At 68.9% G+C, this 19,365-nt stretch carries 13 protein-coding genes; 9 read left to right on the plus strand and 4 right to left on the minus strand.

Annotation, left to right across the window (positions count from 1 at the left end):
- Nucleotides 1-157: 157 nt before the first annotated feature.
- Entirely contained in the window at nt 158-1,798 is a 1,641-nt protein-coding gene (locus J2P76_RS14880) for a CYTH and CHAD domain-containing protein (protein ID WP_207408465.1), read from the plus strand.
- Nucleotides 1,799-1,850: 52 nt separating this feature from the next.
- Here the strand turns inward: J2P76_RS14880 and ftsY are convergent, their stop codons facing one another.
- Entirely contained in the window at nt 1,851-3,035 is a 1,185-nt protein-coding gene (ftsY, locus tag J2P76_RS23660; RefSeq protein WP_242697376.1) for a signal recognition particle-docking protein FtsY, read from the minus strand.
- A gap of 81 nt (nt 3,036-3,116) precedes the next feature.
- Between ftsY and rsmD the strand changes: the two genes are divergently transcribed.
- Genes rsmD through J2P76_RS14905 form a run of 4 tightly spaced genes read left to right on the plus strand, consistent with a single transcriptional unit; the run spans nt 3,117 to nt 5,780 of the window.
- A complete protein-coding gene (rsmD, locus tag J2P76_RS23665; RefSeq protein ID WP_242697377.1) occupies nt 3,117-3,698 on the plus strand; it encodes a 16S rRNA (guanine(966)-N(2))-methyltransferase RsmD in 582 nt (193 codons plus the stop codon).
- Between the two features lie 58 nt (nt 3,699-3,756).
- Nucleotides 3,757-4,269, plus strand: coding sequence for a pantetheine-phosphate adenylyltransferase (gene coaD, locus J2P76_RS14895; RefSeq protein ID WP_207408468.1), 513 nt, complete (start codon nt 3,757-3,759; stop codon nt 4,267-4,269).
- Nucleotides 4,270-4,326: 57 nt separating this feature from the next.
- On the plus strand, nt 4,327-4,578 hold the full coding sequence (locus tag J2P76_RS14900; RefSeq protein WP_207408469.1) for a YfhL family 4Fe-4S dicluster ferredoxin: 252 nt from the start codon (nt 4,327-4,329) through the stop codon (nt 4,576-4,578).
- On the plus strand, nt 4,575-5,780 hold the full coding sequence (locus J2P76_RS14905) for a benzoate/H(+) symporter BenE family transporter (RefSeq protein WP_207408470.1): 1,206 nt from the start codon (nt 4,575-4,577) through the stop codon (nt 5,778-5,780). The genes J2P76_RS14900 and J2P76_RS14905 overlap by 4 nt, the downstream gene beginning before the upstream one ends.
- A 119-nt stretch (nt 5,781-5,899) precedes the next feature.
- Here J2P76_RS14905 and J2P76_RS14910 read toward each other — a convergent pair whose 3' ends face one another.
- Nucleotides 5,900-6,286 (minus strand): MOSC N-terminal beta barrel domain-containing protein, encoded by a 387-nt coding sequence (locus tag J2P76_RS14910; protein WP_207408471.1) that lies wholly within the window; start codon nt 6,284-6,286, stop codon nt 5,900-5,902.
- Complete coding sequence (locus J2P76_RS14915) at nt 6,283-8,793, minus strand: AsmA family protein (protein ID WP_207408472.1); 2,511 nt, start codon at nt 8,791-8,793, stop codon at nt 6,283-6,285. The genes J2P76_RS14910 and J2P76_RS14915 overlap by 4 nt, the downstream gene beginning before the upstream one ends.
- Nucleotides 8,794-8,954: 161 nt before the next feature.
- Here J2P76_RS14915 and J2P76_RS14920 point away from each other — a divergent pair, with 161 nt between their 5' ends.
- Nucleotides 8,955-10,001, plus strand: coding sequence for an adenosine deaminase (locus J2P76_RS14920; protein ID WP_207408473.1), 1,047 nt, complete (start codon nt 8,955-8,957; stop codon nt 9,999-10,001).
- Between the two features lie 203 nt (nt 10,002-10,204).
- Nucleotides 10,205-10,657 (plus strand): MarR family winged helix-turn-helix transcriptional regulator, encoded by a 453-nt coding sequence (locus J2P76_RS14925; protein WP_207408474.1) that lies wholly within the window; start codon nt 10,205-10,207, stop codon nt 10,655-10,657.
- Between the two features lie 23 nt (nt 10,658-10,680).
- Here the strand turns inward: J2P76_RS14925 and J2P76_RS14930 are convergent, their stop codons facing one another.
- Nucleotides 10,681-17,487 carry an autotransporter outer membrane beta-barrel domain-containing protein gene (locus J2P76_RS14930; protein WP_207408475.1) on the minus strand — a complete coding sequence of 2,269 codons (6,807 nt, stop codon included), beginning with the start codon at nt 17,485-17,487 and terminating at the stop codon, nt 10,681-10,683.
- Nucleotides 17,488-17,800: 313 nt separating this feature from the next.
- On the opposite strand from J2P76_RS14930, the gene J2P76_RS14935 reads away from it, so the two are divergent.
- Nucleotides 17,801-18,448, plus strand: coding sequence for a PadR family transcriptional regulator (locus tag J2P76_RS14935; protein WP_431603422.1), 648 nt, complete (start codon nt 17,801-17,803; stop codon nt 18,446-18,448).
- A gap of 23 nt (nt 18,449-18,471) precedes the next feature.
- The gene (locus J2P76_RS14940) at nt 18,472-19,296 is read left to right on the plus strand and encodes a siderophore-interacting protein (RefSeq protein WP_207408477.1); all 825 of its coding nucleotides are present in this window, start codon (nt 18,472-18,474) and stop codon (nt 19,294-19,296) included.
- Nucleotides 19,297-19,365: the final 69 nt, after the last annotated feature.

The following is a 19,365-nucleotide window of genomic DNA, read 5'->3' on the forward strand; positions in this document are numbered from 1 at the left end:
CCGTACGGTTGAGACGGCGCGGCACACAACGGTGTCTGACACCCTGCGGGAGTCAGACACCTGCCCCCCTCGCCCCTCGATGAACTTTTTATGACTGGTCATCAAACCGCGCTGCCGTCTTGAGTACTATCGGCGGTTTCAGCTGCGATCGCGGACCATGTCAGAACAAGAATTGAAGTTGCACGTCCCGGCCGCGGCGCGCCGGGCGGTACAGAACGAAGTGCGGCAGGGCAATGCCAGCCGCGTCCGGCTGCATGCCCTGTATTTCGACACCCCCGGGCGCGAACTGGCGCGCGCGCGCATCGCCCTGCGGCTGCGCCAGGAAGGCCGCGACTGGGTGCAGACCGTGAAAATGCCGGGCGCCGACGCCATCACGCGCTTCGAGATCAACCATGCGCGCAGCGGCCCCGTACTCGACCTGTCCGTCTACGCGGGCACCGAGGTCGAAGCGCCGCTGGCGGCCATAAAGGGTGAACTGGGTCTGTGCTACGAAACCGACGTGCAGCGCCTGCTGCGCCAGGTGCGCACCCGCCACGGCACCATCGAACTGGCCTACGACACCGGGGTGCTGCGCGCCGGTTCGCTGGAACTGCCCATTTCGGAACTGGAATTCGAGCTACTGTCGGGCCGCCCCGCTGCCATTTTCACCGTGGCGCGCCGCTGGCAGCAGCGCCACGGCCTGGTGCTGGACGCGCGCAGCAAGTCCGAGCGCGGCGACGCGCTGGCCAGCCTGGCCCGCGAACTGGCCGCGCTGGATGCCGACGACCCCGATGCCCAGGTGCGCCGCGGCACGGCCATCGCACGCTTCTGGGCGCCGCAGGGCGCCGCCCCGGTCACACTGGACAACAGCCTGACGCCGGCCCAGGCCATGGGCCGCGTGGCCGCCGAATGCCTGGACCAGGTGTCGCGCAACGCCGCCGTGCTGGCCGAAGTGGATACGCTGGGCGTGTACCCCGCCGGCCAGCCCGAACACGTGCACCAGCTGCGGGTGGGCATGCGCCGCCTGCGTTCAGCGTGGCGGCTGTTCGACGGCTGGATCGCGCCGCCGCCGCCCGCCGTGCAAGATGGCGTGCGCACCCATTTCGCGGCGTTCGGACTCAGCCGCGACCAGGACGTGCTGAACGAAACCGTCACGCCGGTGCTGCTGCAGGCCGGCATGCCCGTCATCACCTTCGATGCGCCGCCGCCCGATATCGACGCGCAGGCCATTGCCGCGGGCAAGGCCTTCCAGGGCTGGCTGCTCGACGTGCTGGAATGGAGCCTGGACGTACAGCCGCCCTCGCCCGCCGCCGCGCCGACGCCCATGGCGGCTTCCGACACGGCGCCCGAGCCTGCCTTCCGGCTTGATGGCGCCGCCGCCCCGGCGGTCACGCCCACCATCATTCCGCTGGCGGCCGAATCCGAGCCCCCGCCTCTGCGCAAGCTGCTGGCCGGCCGCCTGCACCGCTGGCATGCCAAGGTGGCCGCGCAGGGCAAGCACTTCGCGGCGCTGGACATCCCGGCGCGGCACGACCTGCGCAAGCGCGGCAAGCGCCTGCGCTACGGGCTGTCGTTCGCCGAATCGCTGCTGCCGCAGGCCCGGCTGCGCGGCTATCGCAAGCAATTGGCGCAAGTGCAGGACCTGCTGGGCGAGATCAACGATCTGGCCATGGCCAAAGACTATTACCAGGCATGTGTCGGCACGCACCCGCAGGCCTGGTTCGCGCTGGGCTGGATCAGCGCCCGGCTCGACAAGCTGATCGCCGAGGCGCAACTGGCCTTCGACCGGCTGGCCGACAGCAAGCCATTCTGGAAGTAGCCGGCCGCCGGCAAGGCGGCCGGGGCGACCCGCGCGGCCGCCCGGCGCAACGCTAATCGGCCAGCAGCGCAGCCGCGAATTCGTCGGCCACGAAGGGCTGCAGGTCTTCCATGCCTTCGCCCACGCCGATCCAGTACACCGGAACGGGCCGCACGCCCTGGCTGCCGGCGGCCACCGCGGCCAGCGTGCCGCCCTTGGCCGTGCCGTCCAGCTTGGTGACCACCAGGCCCGTCAGCCCGATGGCGGCATCGAAGGCGCGGATCTGCGCCAGCGCGTTCTGGCCGGTATTGCCATCCACCACCAGCAGCACCTCGTGCGGCGCCGCCCCGTCGGCCTTGCCGATGACGCGGCGGATTTTCTTCAGCTCTTCCATCAGGTGCAGCTGGGTGGGCAGGCGGCCGGCCGTGTCCACCATCACCACGCCCGCGCCGCGCGCGCGGCCGGCGTTGACCGCGTCGAACGCCACGGCGGCCGGGTCGCCGCCTTCTTGCGCGATGACGCTGACGTTGTTGCGGCTGCCCCATTCGATCAGCTGCTCGCGGGCCGCCGCGCGGAAGGTGTCGCCGGCGGCCAGCAGCACGCTGGCGCCCTGCCGCTGGAAGGTATGCGCCAGCTTGCCGATGGAGGTGGTCTTGCCGGCGCCGTTGACGCCCGCGATCATGACCACCAGCGGGCTGGCGCGGCGCAGGTCGAACGGGCGCTCGAGCGGGCGCAGGTGGTCGGCCAGCACCTGGCGCAGCGCCACCTTCACCTGGGCGGCGTCTTCGATGCGTTCTTTGCGCACCCGCGCGCGCAGCGCGGTCAGCAGCTGCTCGGTGGCCTCGAGCCCGGCGTCGGCCATGATCAGCGCCGATTCGAGTTCTTCGAACAGGTTTTCATCGACCTTGACGCCCACGAACAGCCCGCCCAGGCTCTGCCCGGTGCGCGACAGCCCCTGCCTGAGCCGGCCCAGCCAGGACGCCTTCCTGGCGGGCTCGGGTGCGGGCTCCGGTTCGGGCTCCGGTTCGGGCTCAGGCTCCGGCTCGGGTGCGGGCTCGGCACTAGCCGGCGGAACAGGCGGCGCGTCGGGAACGGGCACATCAGGCACCGACGCGGCGGCTGGCGCAGGCTCGGCCGCCGCGGGCGGCTCTGGCGGAGCGGCCGCCGGAACTTCGGCGGCCGGTGCGTCCGCCGGCGGCGCGGCGTCGGGCTGCGCGGGGGTGGCGGGCGGGGATTTTTTCTTGAAGAAACGGAACATGGGCGAAAGTATATTCCGATCGCCGCGCCGCCCGCCGCAGGCCCCCGGGCCGGCTACTATTCGCGCAGGAGGTCTGTACTCTTGAAGAAACCCAACACAGGCGGCAAGCCTATCCGCATCGTGGCCGGCCAGTACCGGCGCACCCCCATCGCCGTGCCGGACGTGCCGGGCCTGCGCCCCACGCCCGACCGGGTGCGCGAAACTCTGTACAACTGGCTGGCGCACCTGTGGGCCGGCGAATTCGCCGGCAAGCGGGTGCTGGACCTGTTCGCCGGCAGCGGGGCCCTGGGATTCGAGGCGGCCTCGCGCGGAGCGTCGCAGGTGCTGCTGGTCGAGCACGACCGCACGGCGGTGGCCGCCCTGCGCGCCCTGCGCGACAAGCTCGACGCGGGCGCGGTGCGCGTCCATGCCGGCGAAGCCATGCAGGTCGTCCAGCGCATGGACGCCTCGCGCTTCGACCTGATCCTGCTCGACCCGCCCTTCGGCCAGGACTGGCTGCCGCGCCTGTGGCCGCTGCTGCCGGGCATCCTGGCCGAGCAGGGCCTGGTGTATGTCGAGTCCGAAGCGCCCCTGGCGCCGCCGGACGATTTCGAGGTGCTGCGCCATGACCGGGCGGGCGCCGTCCACTATGGATTGCTCCAATTTGCTGCAATGCGGAAATAGGTCAATAATTCCAGGTTCGGAGGAAGGTGTACGCCAGTTACAAGGATACGGAGCCCGCATGATTACCGCCGTCTACCCAGGTACGTTCGACCCGCTGACCCGCGGCCATGAAGATCTGGTGCGCCGCGCCGCCGCCCTGTTCGACAAGGTGGTCGTGGGCATCGCGCACAGCCGCAACAAAAAGCCGTTCTTCAACATCGACGAGCGCGTCGAGATCGCCCGCGAAGTCCTGGGCCACTATCCCAACGTCGAAGTGCAAAGCTTCGCCGGGCTGCTGAAAGACTTCGTGCGCGAACAGAACGGCCGCGTCATCGTTCGGGGCCTGCGCGCCGTGTCCGACTTCGAATACGAGTTCCAGATGGCCGGCATGAACCGCCACCTGCTGCCCGAGGTCGAGACCATGTTCATGACCCCGTCCGACCAGTACCAGTTCATTTCGGGCACCATCGTGCGCGAAATCGCGCAATTGGGCGGCGACGTCAGCAAGTTCGTGTTCCCGTCGGTCGAGCGCTGGCTGCAGGCCAAGGCCAAGGAATACCGCGAGCAGTCCTGGCCGGCCGGCAAGGCCTGAAAGGCCCCACGCGCGGCGGCGCTACAATGGCCGTGACTCTGCCGTCTTCCCCCTGCCATGGCTCTGAAAATCACCGAAGAATGCATCAATTGCGACGTGTGTGAGCCGCAGTGCCCCAACGAGGCCATCTCGATGGGGCCCGAATACTACGTCATCGACCCCGACCGCTGCACCGAATGCGTGGGCCACCACGACGAGCCGCAGTGCAAAGTGGTCTGCCCGGTCGAATGCATTGAACTGCATCCCCAATGGCATGAAGGGCAGGAAGCCCTGATGGCCAAGTACCGCCGTCTGACGGGCCATTCGTGAATCCCCCCGACGCCAGCCTTGCCGCGCCGCTGCCCCGGTCGCCGGCGCGCGACCTGTCTGTCTCGGCCGTGGTGGCCGGGCTGGTGGCGGTGCTGGTCAGTTTCGGCGGCACCGCCGTGCTCATGGTGCAGGCGGGCCATGCCGCCGGCCTGGATGCCGCGCGCATCGGCTCGTGGCTGGGCTCGATCTGCCTGGTGCTGGGCCTGGGCGGGCTGGTCATCAGCCTGCGCAGCCGCATGCCCGTGGTGCTGGCCTGGTCCACCCCGGGAGCGGCGCTGCTGGTCACGGCGCTGGCGGGCGTGCCGTTCGACCAGGCCGTGGGGGCCTTTGTGCTGGCCTCGGCCCTGACCCTGGCGTGCGGCCTGTTCGGCTGGATCGACCCCATCATGCGGCGCGTGCCCGCCGAAATCGCCAGCGCCATGCTGGCCGGCGTGCTGCTGGACTTCGGCCTGGGCATTTTCACGCGCATCGACGACCAGCCCGCCCTGGTGCTGGCCATGTGCGCGGCTTATCTGCTGGGCAAGCGCTGGGCGCCCCGCTATGCGGTGCTGGCCGTCATGGCCGTGGGGCTGGGCGCAGCCGCCGCGGCCGGCCAGCTGCGGCTGGACGGCATCGACTGGCAGCTGACGGAATTCGTCTGGACCACGCCGGCGTTTTCGTGGTCGGCCGCGATCAGCGTGGGCATTCCGATTTTCGTGGTGGCGCTGGCTTCGCAAAACCTGCCCGGCCTGGCTATTCTGCAGGCCGCCGGCTATCGGCCCGCCGCCTCGCGCCTGGTGGCCGCCACGGGCCTGCTGGGACTGGTGGCGGCGCCCTTCGGCGCGCACAGCGTCACGCTGGGCGCCATCACGGCCGCCATCTGCACCGGCCCCGAAGCCCACCCCGACGCCACGCGCCGGTATATTGCCGCCGCCACCTACGGGCTGGCCTACGTGCTGCTCAGCATCGTGGCCGGCGCGGTGGCGGTGTTCTTCCAGGCCCTGCCGCCGGCGCTGATCGCGGCGCTGGCCGGCCTGGCCCTGCTGGGCGCCATCCTGGGCGGCCTGGCCGGCGCCATGGCCAACGCCCAGCGGCGCGAAGCCGCCCTGATCACGCTGCTGGCCACCGCATCGGGCTTCAGCGCCTGGGGCATCGGATCGGCATTCTGGGGCCTGGCCGCCGGCCTGCTGGCGCACGCGGTACTGGAATACAAGCGCCGCTGAACAGGTGCGCTAAATAGGCGTCAGGCTCCCGCAGGGTGCCTGACACCGTACAACTGAGAGAGTCGTGGCACACATCGGTGTCAGGCACCCTGCGGGAGCCTGACACCTGGCTGCTTGGCTCACGCCGGCCACTGCACCTCGGCCATGTCCGGGTGCACTTTCAGCAGCCGGCACGGAATCTGCAGGAAGTTCGACAGCCAGGCCGCGGCCAGATCGCCTTCGTCGACTACGTCGACTGTCTGCTCGCCCAGGCGGATCTGATAGCGCACGCTGTCGTCGTCTTCGATGACATCCAGCGGGATATCCATGCGCAGCATGCCGGGCGCCCGCATTACCAGGTAGCCCAGCCGCAGTTCGATGGCGATCTCGGCCAGCCGGGGGCTGAGGGCGCGGTTCAGCCAGGTGCCGGCGTCATTGGCCACCAGCCAGCGCTTGTGATACGCCTGCGCCTGCGGCTGGGTAGTCTCGCCGCATTCGGCGACAGGCTGGAAAGCGGGTGCGCTCATTTGCCCAGGAGTCCTTTCAGTGCTTTATCGAGTTGTGGGGCCAGCTTGCCATCGCCGGCTTTCTTTTCTACAGCTTCTTTCAGTTTTTTCTCGAGGCTGCGCTTGAGCGCCGCGCCGGCCACGTCGCGCCACTGCACGGTGTAGGCCGGCTTGGCGAACGGGCCGCTGACCAGCACCGGAATGGTGATGCCCTTGAGTTCTTCGAGGTCTTTGCCGTCTTGCCCGGTGCTGGTGTTGACCACCCGCACCTTGGCCACGAAATTCAGGGTGTTCTGGACAAAGTCGATGGTGGCCGGATCGCCCTCGGACACGCGCAGCAGCGGCGAGGCCATGTCCAGCCGCTTGGCCGTGGCCACGCCCTTGACGAAGGCCAGGTCGGCTTCGAGCGAGGTGAAATCGGTCTGGCGGGTCTGGTCGGCGGACAGGGTGGGATTGCTGGCTTCGCCGGTAAAGGCCGCCTTCAGCTCGCGCAGGGTTTGCGCGATGTTGATGCCGCGCACCGCGCCATCGCGCAGGCGCAGCTGCATGCTGCCGTTCAGCCCGGTGGTCAGCGCGTACGAGTTCGAACCCGCGGTTTTCAGGTCGAGCGCCAGGCTGCCCGTGCCGGTCAGGGCGCTTTGCTGCACCAGGTCGGACAGCAGCGGGCCGATGGCGATGCCGGCCAGCGTCATCTTGGCCGCCACCTGGTTGCCTTCGGCGGCGTTCACGGACATGGTGCCGCCCAGCTTGCCGCCATACAGCGCCGCCGCCAGGGTCGAGATGTCGAGCTTGCCCTTTTCGAGCTTCAGCTTGGCGGTAAGCTCGCTGGCCTTCAGGCCGCGCACCACCAGCTGGCCGATCTTGATGGTGCCGTTGGCGGTCGGCCCCACCAGGGCCGACAGGTCGATGGCGCTGTCGGCCGCCGGCGTTGCCGCGGGCTTGGCGGCCGGCTTGGCCGCGTCGCCCTGCTTGCCGTCGCCGGCCGGCGCCTTGGGCGCGGCCACCGGCACGGGCGGGGCCAGCTTGTCGAGGTCGAGCGTGTCCACCGCCAGCGCGAAGGTAATGTCGGGCACTTCGGACAATTTCTTGACGTCGGCGGTCAGGTCGAACTTGCCGCCCTCGAGCACGGCGTTGATCTTGGCGCCGGCCTGGTCTTTCTGCAGATTGGCATTCATGCTGCCGATGACCGGAATCTGCAGGCTGCCCTTGGGCAGGCCGGGGTCGGTGATACTGACGTCGCCCTTCATGGCCGACAGGCCGATGGCGCGCTGCCACAGGTTGAACGTAGCCGGCGAACTGAACACAGCCTTGACCACGCGTTCGCCCTGGGTAAGCGTGCTGTCGAGCTTGATTTCCTTGATGTCGAGCTCGCTGGCATTGCCGCTGATGCCGTTCAGGCCGAAGCTGGCGTCCAGGCCCTGCAGGCGCACGCGTCCGGTCAGGGCCTGCCCGGTGGCCGAAGACGGCGAAATATTCAGCGCCGGGGCGTCGGCCGCCAGTTCGAAGGGGCCGCCGGGCAGCGTGCCCTTGGCGCGCATCGCCAGTTTTTCGATCTGCAACTGCAGCTTGTGCGGATCGATTGCCAGCTTCGGGATGACGACACTGGCCTCGACGCCTTTCATGGGCGTGGCCGGATCGGGCACGTCGCCCTGGAACACGATTTCCAGCCCCGCCACGTCCAGCGACGAGGTGCGGCCGTTGAAGGCCAGGTTGCCGCGCGCGGCCAGGCTCTTGGCTTCGGCGCCCAGCACGTTGCCGTCCATGCGCACGTCGAGCTTCTGCGCCGCGAAACGCTGGGCCAGCGGGTCGAGCGTCAGCAGGGCCTGGCCGGTAAGATTGGCGTCGACGCGCGGATTGCCGCCTTCGACGCGCGCCGACAGGCTGACGTCGAACGGCTGGTTGTAGGTAACGCGGCCGGTATTGGCATTAAGGTTCGTGACCGCCACCGCCATGCCCGAGATCTCGTCCTGCAATTGCAGCTCGCCGGACTGCAGGTCCAGGCCGGCGATATCGATCTGCATGGAGCTCGGCGCCGCGGCGCCGCCGGTGGCTATGGCCTGGGCGGCGCCCGCCATGGCGCCCACCGCGGCCGTGGCCGGGCCGGCCGGCGCTGCGGTATTGGCCGCGCCACCACCTATCAGGTCTTCGAAATTCAGGTGTCCGCTCTTGTCGCGCACCACGCGCGCCTTGAACCCGTTGATGGCCACGTGGTCGACCACCAGGTTGCTGGACAGCAGCGGCCACACGGCCACCGCCAGGCGCATGCTTTCGATGGAAGCGAAGGTGTCGGTGCTGTCGACTTCGGACAGCGACACGCCCTGCACCGACAGGCCGATGCGCGGGAACAGCGACAGTTCGATTTCGCCGTCGATGGCCAGGGTGCGGTGGTAGCGTTCCTGGACCAGCTCTTCGAGCTTGTATTTATAGGCGTTGGGGTCGAACGTGAGCAAAAAGATGGCCAGGCCGACGACGGCCACGACAACCAATACCACCAGGCCTATCAATATGCGCTTGAACCACGTTTTCATTGCCGCCCCGCGGGTACCTCGACTGGAAAAATGGGAATAACCGCTCGCCATCCGGTAAGGTATGGGACGATTTGCGCCGCTTGCGAGCCGACGGCGTGGCAATATGGTAACAAACCGGTGGCTTTTCCCCGCCTCTGGCACCAACAATTACAGTCTCCGCCATGGATACCCTGACCCGATTTCCCCGCCAGAAACTGCCCGCCCTGCTGCAGGCCATGCCCAAAGCCGAGCTGCACGTGCACATCGAAGGCACCCTGGAACCCGAACTCATCTTCGCCCTGGCGCAGCGCAACGGCGTGACTTTGCCCTATGCCAGCGTCGAGGCGCTGCGGGCGGCCTATGCGTTCACCAACCTGCAAAGCTTCCTGGATATCTATTACGCCGGGGCCGGCGTGCTGCTGCACGAACAAGACTTCTTCGACCTGGCCATGGCGTATTTCCGGCGCGCGGCCGCCGACCGCATCGTCCACGCCGAGCTGTTCTTCGACCCGCAAACCCATACCGCGCGCGGCGTGCCCATGCAGGCCGTGGTGGCCGGCCTGGCGCGCGCCTGCGATGCGGCGCGCAACGAACTGGGCATCAGCAGCGCGCTGATCCTGTGCTTTTTGCGGCACCTGAGCGAAGACGACGCCTTCCGCACCCTGGAACAGGCGCTGCCCTACCGCCAGCACTTCATCGGCGTGGGGCTCGACAGCGGCGAGCGCGGCAACCCGCCCGAGAAATTCGCGCGCGTGTTCGCGCGCTGCCGCGAGCTGGGCCTGCGCATCGTCGCGCACGCCGGCGAAGAAGGGCCGGCGCAGTACATCCGCGACGCGCTCGACCTGCTGGGCGCGCAGCGCATCGACCATGGCGTGCGCTGCGTCGAAGACCCGCAGCTGGTCGCACGCCTGGCGCGCGAGCGCATTCCGCTGACCGTATGTCCGCTGTCCAACGTAAAGCTGCGCGTGTTCGACACCCTGGCCGCGCACAACATGGCCACGCTGCTCGACGCCGGCCTGTGCGTTACGGTGAATTCCGACGATCCGGCCTATTTCGGCGGCTACCTGAACCAGAACTTCCTGGAAACCTTCGGCGCCCTGCCCCAGCTGGATGCCCGCCACGCCGTGCAACTGGCCCTGAACAGCTTCGAGGCCAGTTTCGTTCCCGATGCGCACAAAGCGCGCTGGCGCGACGAACTGGCCCGCACGGTAGAACAGCTGTCAGGCTAGAACAGGTGTCAGGCTCCCGCAGGGTGCCTGACACCGCTGTGTGCCACAGGCATGCCAGCAGTACGGTGTCAGGCACCCTTCGGGAGCCTGACACCTGGGCCACTACCGAGCTACTCGCGGATGCCCGCGCGCCATTCCTGGCACAATGAGCCCCAGCGGCGGCGCCCCGCGCCGCCTTGACCAACCGCCCCGGAGACCGAGTCTTGCCCAAAGAACAACAAGGCCTGCAGATCATCCAGCACCTGGGCCAGACCTACCGCGCCATGCAGGCGGCCTTCAGCAGCCGCGTGGGCCACGCGCTGCCGCGCTGGCGCATCTTGCTGACCCTGCATGAATGCGGGCAGTGTTCGCAGAAAATGCTGGCCGAGCGCTGCCGCCTGGACCCCGCCTCGCTGACCCGCCTGCTGCAGGCCATGCAGCAGCAGGGCTGGATCACGCGCAGCGCCGACCCGAACGACAACCGCGTCACCAACGCCAGCCTGACGGCGGCCGGCCAGGCCGTGGTGAACGAAGCCATGCCGCGCCGCGCGGCCTTCTTCGAAGAATCGCTGCAGGGCCTGTCCAGCGAAGAAATCCAGGCCCTGACGCACGCGCTGGACATGCTGGAACGCAACTTCGCGCAGGCCGCCCTGCCGCGCACCCAGCCCGGCGGCTGACGCGCCCGCGCGCCGCACCCGTCTCAGAACGGCACCATCAGCTTCAGCGACGCCCGGTGGCTCTGGATGTGGGACGAGAATTCCCCGTCGTACTGCAGCCGGAAATCGACGCCGCCGGCATTCGACACTTGCAGGCCCGCCCCCACGCGGCCGATGACATCGTCCACCGGCAGCGAGGTCTCGAACGAGCCCGTGCCGTCCGGCGCGCCCTGCAGTCGGGCCCTGGCGGTGTATTCGTCCTTCGACAGGAACGACACGCCGCCATAGGCGAACGGCCGCATGGTGGCGCCGTTGTCCAGCGATACCTTGCCGCCCACCTCCAGCATCGGCGACAGTCCCAGGACGAATTCGTTGCTGCTTTCCACGTCCAGGTGCATGGCGTCGCCCGATTCGCTGTAGCTGGGCATGTGCGTATAAAGCGCGTCCAGGTCCAGGTAGGGCTTCAGGTAGAACTTGTCGCTGGCGAAGGTGCGCGCAATGCGCAAGCGCAGCGAGGCGCCGTAGATGTCCGGATCCGAACTGGCCGTGCTTTCCAGGCCGGGAATGCGGATGCCGCGGTCGATGTCGTACTGCCCGTAGCCGCCGCCCAGGCCCGCGGAAAACGTCCAGGGCCCGGCTTCGCGCTTGAGCACCACCCCGGCATAGCCGCTGTCGCCCTTGCCGTTGACGCGGCCGTCATCGCCGCGCAGGTGGGTGTTTTCATAAGCCACCGAGCCGCCCAGGAACCAGCCCGGGCTGACCTGGCGCTGCCCGCCGAACTGGTAGGTAACGCCGTCCAGCGTAAAGCCCGACACGCCGCCGTCGCCGTCCTGGTCGGTGCTCAGGCCCGAGACCTGGCCCCACAGGCAGTCCTGCTCGCCGGTCAGCGCGTCGCCGCCCTGGAATGCCGGACACGACATCATCGAGCCGGTAAAGCGCGCCATGCTGGCCTGCATCTGCGCGGCCGGCGCCACGGCCACGCCGGGCGACAGATCGGACAACTGCTCGGAATAGGCGTCCGCGCCGCTGCGCGAGGCCGTGTCCAGCGCGGCGAACAGCGGCGCCATGGCGGCGTTGCCGCCCAGGTCCCAGGCGCTTTGCACGTGGCGCGCCACCGAGCGGGGGTTGTCGCTCAGCTGCATGGACGGCGCGGTGAAGTCGGCACCCGCGGCGCGCACGCGCACATTGTCGCCCTGCATCCTGGCGTCGTAGTCGATCACTGCGCTGTCCAGCGCGCTGGGCGCGCCCTGGATATCGCCTTCCAGGGTGGCCACGGTCACCTCACGCTCAGGCAGCAAGGTAATGGGCTGCACATCCACCTGGCCGTCCAGGCGGGTATCGCCCTGCACCACCATGCGCGGCGCCTTCAAGCGCTCGAAATCGACATCGGCCTGCAGGATGCCGCCCGACTGCAGCGTGAAGTCGCCGGTGACCGTCAGCGTGTCGAACGCGCCCGATTTGCCGATGACCACCCGCCCCGCGTTGTCGATATTGGCCTGGTACAGCGTGGCATCGCCCAGGAAACCGCTCTGCGCGTTGTCGAGATCGCAGGCCACGCCGCCGCCGTTCTGGCATTCGACGTTGCCGCGGATGCTGCCCGAGTTATTGATGGCCAGCGTGGCGGCCGCCGGAGCGAGCGCCAGCGCCGCGCCCGTGCCGCTCAGCGCGGCGCCGTCGTGGCGCACCGCCACGCCGCCCTGCCCCGCGATGATCTGGCCGTTCGTGCCCACGTTCAGCACATTCTGCGCATTGCTCGCCACCCACACGCCATAGCCGCTGGACCCGCTGCCGCCGGTGACCGAGCCATTGACATTGACAGTGACGGCGCCCGCCCCGTCCGATCCGGCGCTTTGCGCGAAAATGCCCGTGGAACCCGCGCCAGAGGCAACGATGCTGCCGGCCTGCGTCACCGTCACGGCTTTCCCGGAGCCCTCGCCGCCCGTGCTGCCCGCAAAACCCTGGACAATGGTGCCGCCGCCGCTGCTGCCATCCGGCACGGGGCCGCCGCCCAGCCCGCCCCCGCCGCCGATCGACTGCGCAATGATGCCGTAGGCATTGGCGCCAAGAGTCGTGATACTGCCGTCCACATTGACACTGACTGTGTTCCCGTCGCCGCTGCCGCCGGTGGCGGCCGAGCCATCGGAGTTCGTGCCCGGCTTCCAGTTGGTCGAATCCAGCTGCAATTGCAGCGCGGTATCGCCCGCGATGCCGCCGCCGCCGCCGATCGACTGTGCGATCAATCCATGCGCGCCCGCTCCCTGGGTGCTGATCACGCTGCCGGCGTTCAGGTTGACGGTTACCGTATTGCCGTCGCCGGATGCGCCGTTGCGGCCGCCCAGGTTCACCGACGTCAGATTGTTGGAAGCGCCCGCGCCAGCCAGGCCGCCGCCGCCGCCGATCGACTGCGCCAATATCCCATAGGCCCGGTCGCCTTGCGTGGTGGCTTTGGTGCCGAAGGTCGTGTCCACGACGCCGCCCGTGCCGGCAAGGCCGCCGTTGCCGCCCACCGACAACTGCATGGCATGGCTGTTTTGTTCCAGGTATTTCGAGCTGCTGTTGCCCGCGCCGCCGGTGCCCCCGCCGCCGCCGATCGACTGCATCGCCAGCGCGGCCGATTCATCGCCCTGCGTCGCCACGGTCAGCCAGCCGCCGCTCTTGCCATCCTGCACCTGGATCGTGCCGCCGTTGCCGCCGGCGCCGCCCCCGCCGCCGGCCGACCCGCCGACGGTGATCGTGCCATTGGCCTGGTCCGAACCGTCGGCCCCCTGGCCGCCGCCGCCGCCGATGGATTGCATCAACACCCCGTATGCGCTGTAGCCGGCCGTGGCGATCTTGTTATTGTGCGAACCGTCGAAATAGAAATTGACGGTGCCGCCGTTGCCGGCGGCGCCGCCCGTGCCGCCCACGCCGATGGTTGCGTTGGCGTAGACTTTGCTGCCCGAGGCGGTCGCCGAACCTCCGGCGCCGCCGCCGCCGCCGATCGACTGGGCGACCATGCCGTCGGCCCAGTCGCCGCGGGTGGCGATCTGCCCGGCGAAAGTCAGGTCGACCTCGCCGCCGTTGGCGCCCGTTCCTCCGGTGCCGCCCACATCGACGCCCAAGGTATACGTCGTGCCAGCCGTCTCGTCGAGCCGCGCCGAGTTGTCGCTGTGGATGCCGATGCGGTTCAGGATGGGATTCGACGACGCGTCCGCGCCGAGCGACCCGCCCAGCCCGCCGCCGCCGCCGATCGACTGCAGCAGCACACCATCGGCGTCTCCTCCCTCGGTGCCGATGGCGCCCAGCAGAGTCGCACTGACCGTGCCGCCAACGTTGCCCGAGCCGCCCGTGGCGCCCAGCCCGACCTGCAGCCGGCCGCTGGGCAAGGGGGCGCCATCTTCGCTACTGGGCAGGCCGCCGGCCACGCTGATGGTGCCGCCCTGGGATGCCCCGCCGCCGCCGCCGATCGACTGCGCGACGATGCCTCGCGAGCCCGAGCCCAGCGTACGGATGGTGAAGTTGGGATTCAAGGTGATGTTCACGTCGCCGCCCACGCCGCCTGTGCCGCCCGTGCCGCCCAGCGCCACGTTTACCTTCAGCGTGGCGGGGCCGCCATGAGCGTAGGAGTTGCTGCTGCCCACGCCGCCGTTGCCGCCGCCGCCGCCAATGGATTGGGCCAGCACGCCGTCGGCGTAATTGCCATAGGTGATGATGGTGGATGACGGGGGCCCGCTGGTGGGGGGCGGCAACAGCAGCGACTGCGGCGCGGGCGCATAGGCGGTGCCGCTGTCGCCCAGGCTGACGTTCACCGCGCCGCCGTCGCCGCCCGCCGAGCCCTGCCCGCCCAATGACATGCCGGCCTGCAGCGAAAGCGTATCCGCGTCTCCCAGCAGCGCCGACAGGGTCGACGCATCGCCGCCGTTGCCGCCGCCGCCGCCGATGCTCTGGGCCACCACGCCGTGCGATCCATCGCCCAGCGTGGCGACGGTAGTGCCCTGGACGAGCGTCACCTTCGTCGCGCACGTGGTGTCTCCTTCCGGGCAGGCGTCTCCGCCGCTGCCGCCGTTGCCGCCGACGGCCGCCGAAAACGTGAAAGCCACCGAAGCGCCTTCACCCGTAGGCACCGCCGCGACCAGCTCGTTGGCCACCGAACTGCCGCCGCTGCCGCCGCCGCCGCCGATGCTCTGGGCCAGGATGCCGAACGCGTCGTTGGGCGCGTAGGTTTCCGGATCGATGTCGGGGTTGGCGAAATCCATGCCGGTGCCGACGAAGGAATTCGTCAGCTTGACGGTCGATGCGCCGCCATCGCCGCCGGCGCCACCGCCGCCGCCCACCACCACCGCCGCGGTGAAGCCGAGGTCTTCGGTCGTATAGTTGGCCGAACCGCCCGTGCCGCCGCCGCCGCCGATCGACTGCGACAGGATGCCGATGGAATGCGCGCCGCCCGTAGTGGCTACCAGGCTCTCGAGGCTGACGACGGAACTGTTGCCGACACCGCCGCCGCCCGCCTTGCCGCCCAGTTGCAGGGCTATAAAAGACTCCACGGAATCCGACTTGGTGCTGCCGCCGTTGCCGCCGCCGCCGCCCACGCTTTGCGCGATGATGCCGGGCGCGTAGTTGCCGTGGGTTGCGACAGTGGTCAGGAAACCGTAGGGCGGGATATTGCAGGCGCTGTCGTTGGTGATACACACCGAGCCGCCATTGCCGCCGCTGCTGCCGCTGCCGCCGATGGCAAGGGAAGCGCCCGCCGACAGCGACAGGGTGTCGCCGCCGTTGCCGCCGCCGCCGCCCACCGACTGGGCCAGCACGCCCGCGCTGTAATTGCCGAATGTCTGGATCTTGCCCAGCCCCTGCGCAATGGACACCGTGCCGCCGTCGCCGGCGCTGGCGCCCGAGCCCCCGACGGTGACCACGCCATTGGCGTCGCCGCCGCTGCCGCCGCCGCCGCCGATCGATTGAGCCAGCAGCCCTACCGCGGCATCCCCCGTGGTAGTGACTGTTGCGGTATTGGTAACCCACACGCCGCCGCCTTTCGAGGGCGTTTCCCCTGCCGCGTTGCCTCCCACGCTGAGCACGCCATTGGCGCTGCCTGCCGCGCCGCCCCCGCCCCCGATGGATTGGGCGACGATACCGTGCGCGCTGTAGCCGCCGGTGGTGATCGTTCCGTAGCTCGAGATCGTGACCTGGTTGGCGGTGCCGCCGCCGGCGCCGTCGCCGCCCAGCGCCACGGCCGCCGAGGTATCCACGCCGCCGGCGCCGCCACTGCCGGCGATGGACTGGGCCAGCATGCCATAGGCATGGTCGCCGCTGGTAGAGAGGGTGGACTGGTTGGCGATCTCGGCCTCGCCGGCATCGCCCCCGTTGCCGCCGTTGCCGCCCTGGCCTCCCAGCACGGCAACGAAGTCGCCGCCCGTGCCGCCGCCGCCGCCGATCGAATGCGCCAGCAGAGCCGTCGCGAAATCGCCCGTGGTGGTAACGGACGTACCGGCATTCGTCCCAATGAAAGCCTGGCCGGCGCTTCCGCCAAACCCGCCGCCGCCGCCCTGGCCGGCCAGCGCCGTGCCGTCGCCCCCATCGCCGCCCTGGCCGCCGATGCTCTGCGCGACGACGCCCAGAATGTTGTCGCCGTGGGTCGTCACGCTGGCCCCCTTATACATGATCACGGAAGTCGGCCCGCCCACGCCGCCATTGCCGCCCGAATGGTCTTTGGAAGGTCCGGTGCCTCCCTTGCCCCCAAGCGCCCGGGCGGCGATGCCCGCGCCTTCCACCGTGACGTCGGCATCGGAATTCGCCACGTCGACCAGGACGGAGCCGTAGGCGTCCACGGTAACCTGCTGGATCCACCCGCTTGAATTGCCGCCGCCGTCGCCACCGTTGTCGCTATCGTCCGACGACGCCGTTCCGTCGCCGCCGGAACTCATGGCGTCGATGCCGAAAACCTGGGCGTCGGCGTATCCCTGCCAGTAGCTCGCGGTGCGGCCGGAGTGAGTGACCTGCACGGTCCCGCCGGTGCCCGCGTTGCCGTTGTTGTCGCCCCCCTGCCCGCCCGCCGACTGCGCGAGAATCGCCGCGCCTGTCGTATTGGTCAGCAAGCGCGCGCTGCTGTTGCCCAGGTTGATGATGCCGGAATCGACGACTGTCACCGTGCTGGCGTTGCCGCCATTGCCGCCCAACTGCTCGCCATAGTTCAAGGTGGGGTCGTTCTGGTCCCCGCCGTTTCCTGCCGCCGCCAACGCATAAATGCCGAACAGGCCTTCATCCGTGGTGGACGCCGAGCTGTTCATGGTAAGCGTGCCGGAGTTGGTGACGCTCACGGCTTGCCCGAGCCCGCCGGTGCCGCCATTGGAGTCGTTGTTGTGATTGTCGGTGGCGCCGGATCCTCCCAGCGATCTCGCCTGGATCAGGCTGTTGAACGTGTTGGAGGTCGTGCCGTTGTACGTGATGTTGCCGTAGTTGGTCACGGTCACATAGCCAGACTGCCCTCCCGAACCTTCGTCATACCCCTGGCCGCCTCGGGAATAAGCCGTTACCACGCCGGGCAGCCCCGAGAACCCGTCCACGTCCGTACCCCCGCTGTAGGTAGTGGAATCGGCGCTGAAATTTCCGTACACCGTCATGGGCACGTTCGGCCCGGTTTCGCCCGTTTTATCGTCGTCGTCCGCGTCGTCGCCCCAGCATTCGGTATAGGCATAGCTGTAGTTGCCGGCCGGCACTTCGTTGTTGTCGGTGGTCGACCAGCAATTGGCGGCCTGTGCCCCGCCGGCCCAGGCGCCAGCCCCCAGCGCCGAAACGATGGCCACGCGCAGCGCGGTCTGGCGCATCGAGGGAACATTAATGGAAAGGCCGCGCCGGTCGGACTGAGCTCGTTTCATGATCGGGTATCCAGAGAGGCCGTATCAAGACGCACGGAATGCATGCCTTGGTGATGGCGGGATGAACGCGCCTGGCCACCAAATTCTGCGTTTCGGCCATTCAGCGAACAACATTTTTTCGACGAAACGCCCCAATTGCTCGACGAAAAGTGTGCACGGCCGCCGGCTTTTTCCCGATGCGGCGACCGGCCGCTCGGCATTTTCCGCTTGACATTTGTGGACCGCATAAATATCGTACGATATATCTTAAGATATCAAAAAACGTACGATGCCTGCCTTTTATTCCGCTTTTTTCGGCAGCCGCCTGCCCGGCATGGGCCGCTTTCCCCACCACCTGGGCCCGGCCGGGCATCGTGGCCACGGCGGCCACCCCGCCGGCCGCGGCAGGATGGGCGGCGGTCATGACGGCATGGGCGGCGACGGCAGCGGCATGATGATGCGCGGCCGCAAGTTCGGCGCCGATGAACTGCAGCTGATGCTGCTGGTACTGCTGGAAGAGCAGCCCCGCCATGGCTACGAACTGATCAAGGAACTGGAAGCCCGCTCTAACGGCTTCTACATCCCCAGCCCCGGCGTCATCTACCCGGCTCTTACCTATCTGGAAGAGCTCGACTACACCACGGTCGAAACCCACGGCAACCGCAAGCGCTACCACCTGGCCGCGCCCGGCCTGGCCCACCTGGACGCCAACCGCGAACGGGCGGCGCTGCTGTTCGCCGGCCTGCAGCACGCCGCCCGCAAAATGGCCTGGATGAAGCAGGCCTGGCAGGGCGAAGCCGGCGTGCAGGAAGCCGAGCAGGCCAGCGGCTGGCTGCGCGAGTTCGTCGAGGCGCGCCGCGTCCTGAAAGAAGCGCTGCTGCGCCGCACCGATGCCGATGCCGCCGAGCAGCGCCGCCTGGCCGCCATCCTGCGGCGCGCCGCGGCCGAGATCCTGGGTGAAGAGCCCTGTGACCCGGCCTAGCGCCCACTCAGCAAAGGATATTCATGAGCTTCTCTCTTTCCCCCGACCGCCTTGCCGTGCAGAAAGTGCGGCACGCGCTCAAGGCGCGCCTGCTGCAGGTGCGCCGCGTGCAGCGCATCGGCCCCTACCTGGTGCGCGTCACCCTGGCGGGCGACGAACTGGCCGGCTTCGTGTCGGCCTCGTTCGACGACCACGTCAAGCTGTTCCTGCCGGCGGGCGACGGCCTGCCCGCCCTGCCCGTCATCGGGCCGCAGGGGCCGGCATACGCGGACGATGCCCCGCGCCCGGTGTCGCGCGACTACACACCGCGCCGCTATGACGCCGCCGCCGGCGAGCTGGATATCGATTTCGTGCTGCACGGGCATGGCCCCGCGGCCACCTGGGCGGCCCAGGCCGCGCCCGGACAATACCTGGGCGTGGCCGGTCCGCGCGGCTCGTTCATCATTCCGCCCGATTTCGACTGGCACCTGCTGATCGGCGACGAAACCGCCCTGCCCGCCATCGCCCGCCGCCTGGAAGAACTGCCGCGCGGCAAGCGCGTGCTGGCCGTCATTGAAACCCGCCACCCCAACGCCCGCATCCCCCTGCCCACGCGGGCCGACCTCAGCCTGCAATGGGTGCACGGCGCCGCCGACTCCGGCGACGGCCCACCCGTGCTGGAACGGGTGGTGCGCCGCCTGCAATTGCCCGAGGGCGAAGGCTATGTATGGGCCGCCGGCGAATCCGCCGCCATCCGCGGCATTCGCCAATACCTGGTGCAAGAGCGCGGCATCGACAAATCGCGCGTCCGCGCCGCCAGCTACTGGCGCCGCGGCGCCGCGGGCGCGCACGAAGTGCTGGACGATTGAACCGGCGCTTGCCAAGTCTTGCCCAGGTGTCTGGCTCCGCGGGTGCCAGACACCGTTTTGTCGAGACAG

Origin of the sequence: Bordetella petrii (genome assembly GCF_017356245.1) — a bacterium.
GTDB classification, from domain to species: domain Bacteria; phylum Pseudomonadota; class Gammaproteobacteria; order Burkholderiales; family Burkholderiaceae_B; genus Bordetella_A; species Bordetella_A petrii_D.

What these genes read in the sequence shown, in the direction of transcription:
- ftsY (WP_242697376.1), bottom strand. Translation starts at nt 3,035, where the DNA reads ATGTTCCGTTTCTTCAAGAAAAAATCCCCGCCCGCCACCCCCGCGCAG.
- J2P76_RS14880 (WP_207408465.1), top strand. Translation starts at nt 158, where the DNA reads ATGTCAGAACAAGAATTGAAGTTGCACGTCCCGGCCGCGGCGCGCCGG.
- coaD (WP_207408468.1), top strand. Translation starts at nt 3,757, where the DNA reads ATGATTACCGCCGTCTACCCAGGTACGTTCGACCCGCTGACCCGCGGC.
- J2P76_RS14910 (WP_207408471.1), bottom strand. Translation starts at nt 6,286, where the DNA reads ATGAGCGCACCCGCTTTCCAGCCTGTCGCCGAATGCGGCGAGACTACC.
- J2P76_RS14935 (WP_431603422.1), top strand. Translation starts at nt 17,801, where the DNA reads ATGGGCCGCTTTCCCCACCACCTGGGCCCGGCCGGGCATCGTGGCCAC.
- J2P76_RS14920 (WP_207408473.1), top strand. Translation starts at nt 8,955, where the DNA reads ATGGATACCCTGACCCGATTTCCCCGCCAGAAACTGCCCGCCCTGCTG.
- J2P76_RS14930 (WP_207408475.1), bottom strand. Translation starts at nt 17,487, where the DNA reads ATGAAACGAGCTCAGTCCGACCGGCGCGGCCTTTCCATTAATGTTCCC.
- J2P76_RS14900 (WP_207408469.1), top strand. Translation starts at nt 4,327, where the DNA reads ATGGCTCTGAAAATCACCGAAGAATGCATCAATTGCGACGTGTGTGAG.
- J2P76_RS14940 (WP_207408477.1), top strand. Translation starts at nt 18,472, where the DNA reads ATGAGCTTCTCTCTTTCCCCCGACCGCCTTGCCGTGCAGAAAGTGCGG.
- J2P76_RS14915 (WP_207408472.1), bottom strand. Translation starts at nt 8,793, where the DNA reads ATGAAAACGTGGTTCAAGCGCATATTGATAGGCCTGGTGGTATTGGTT.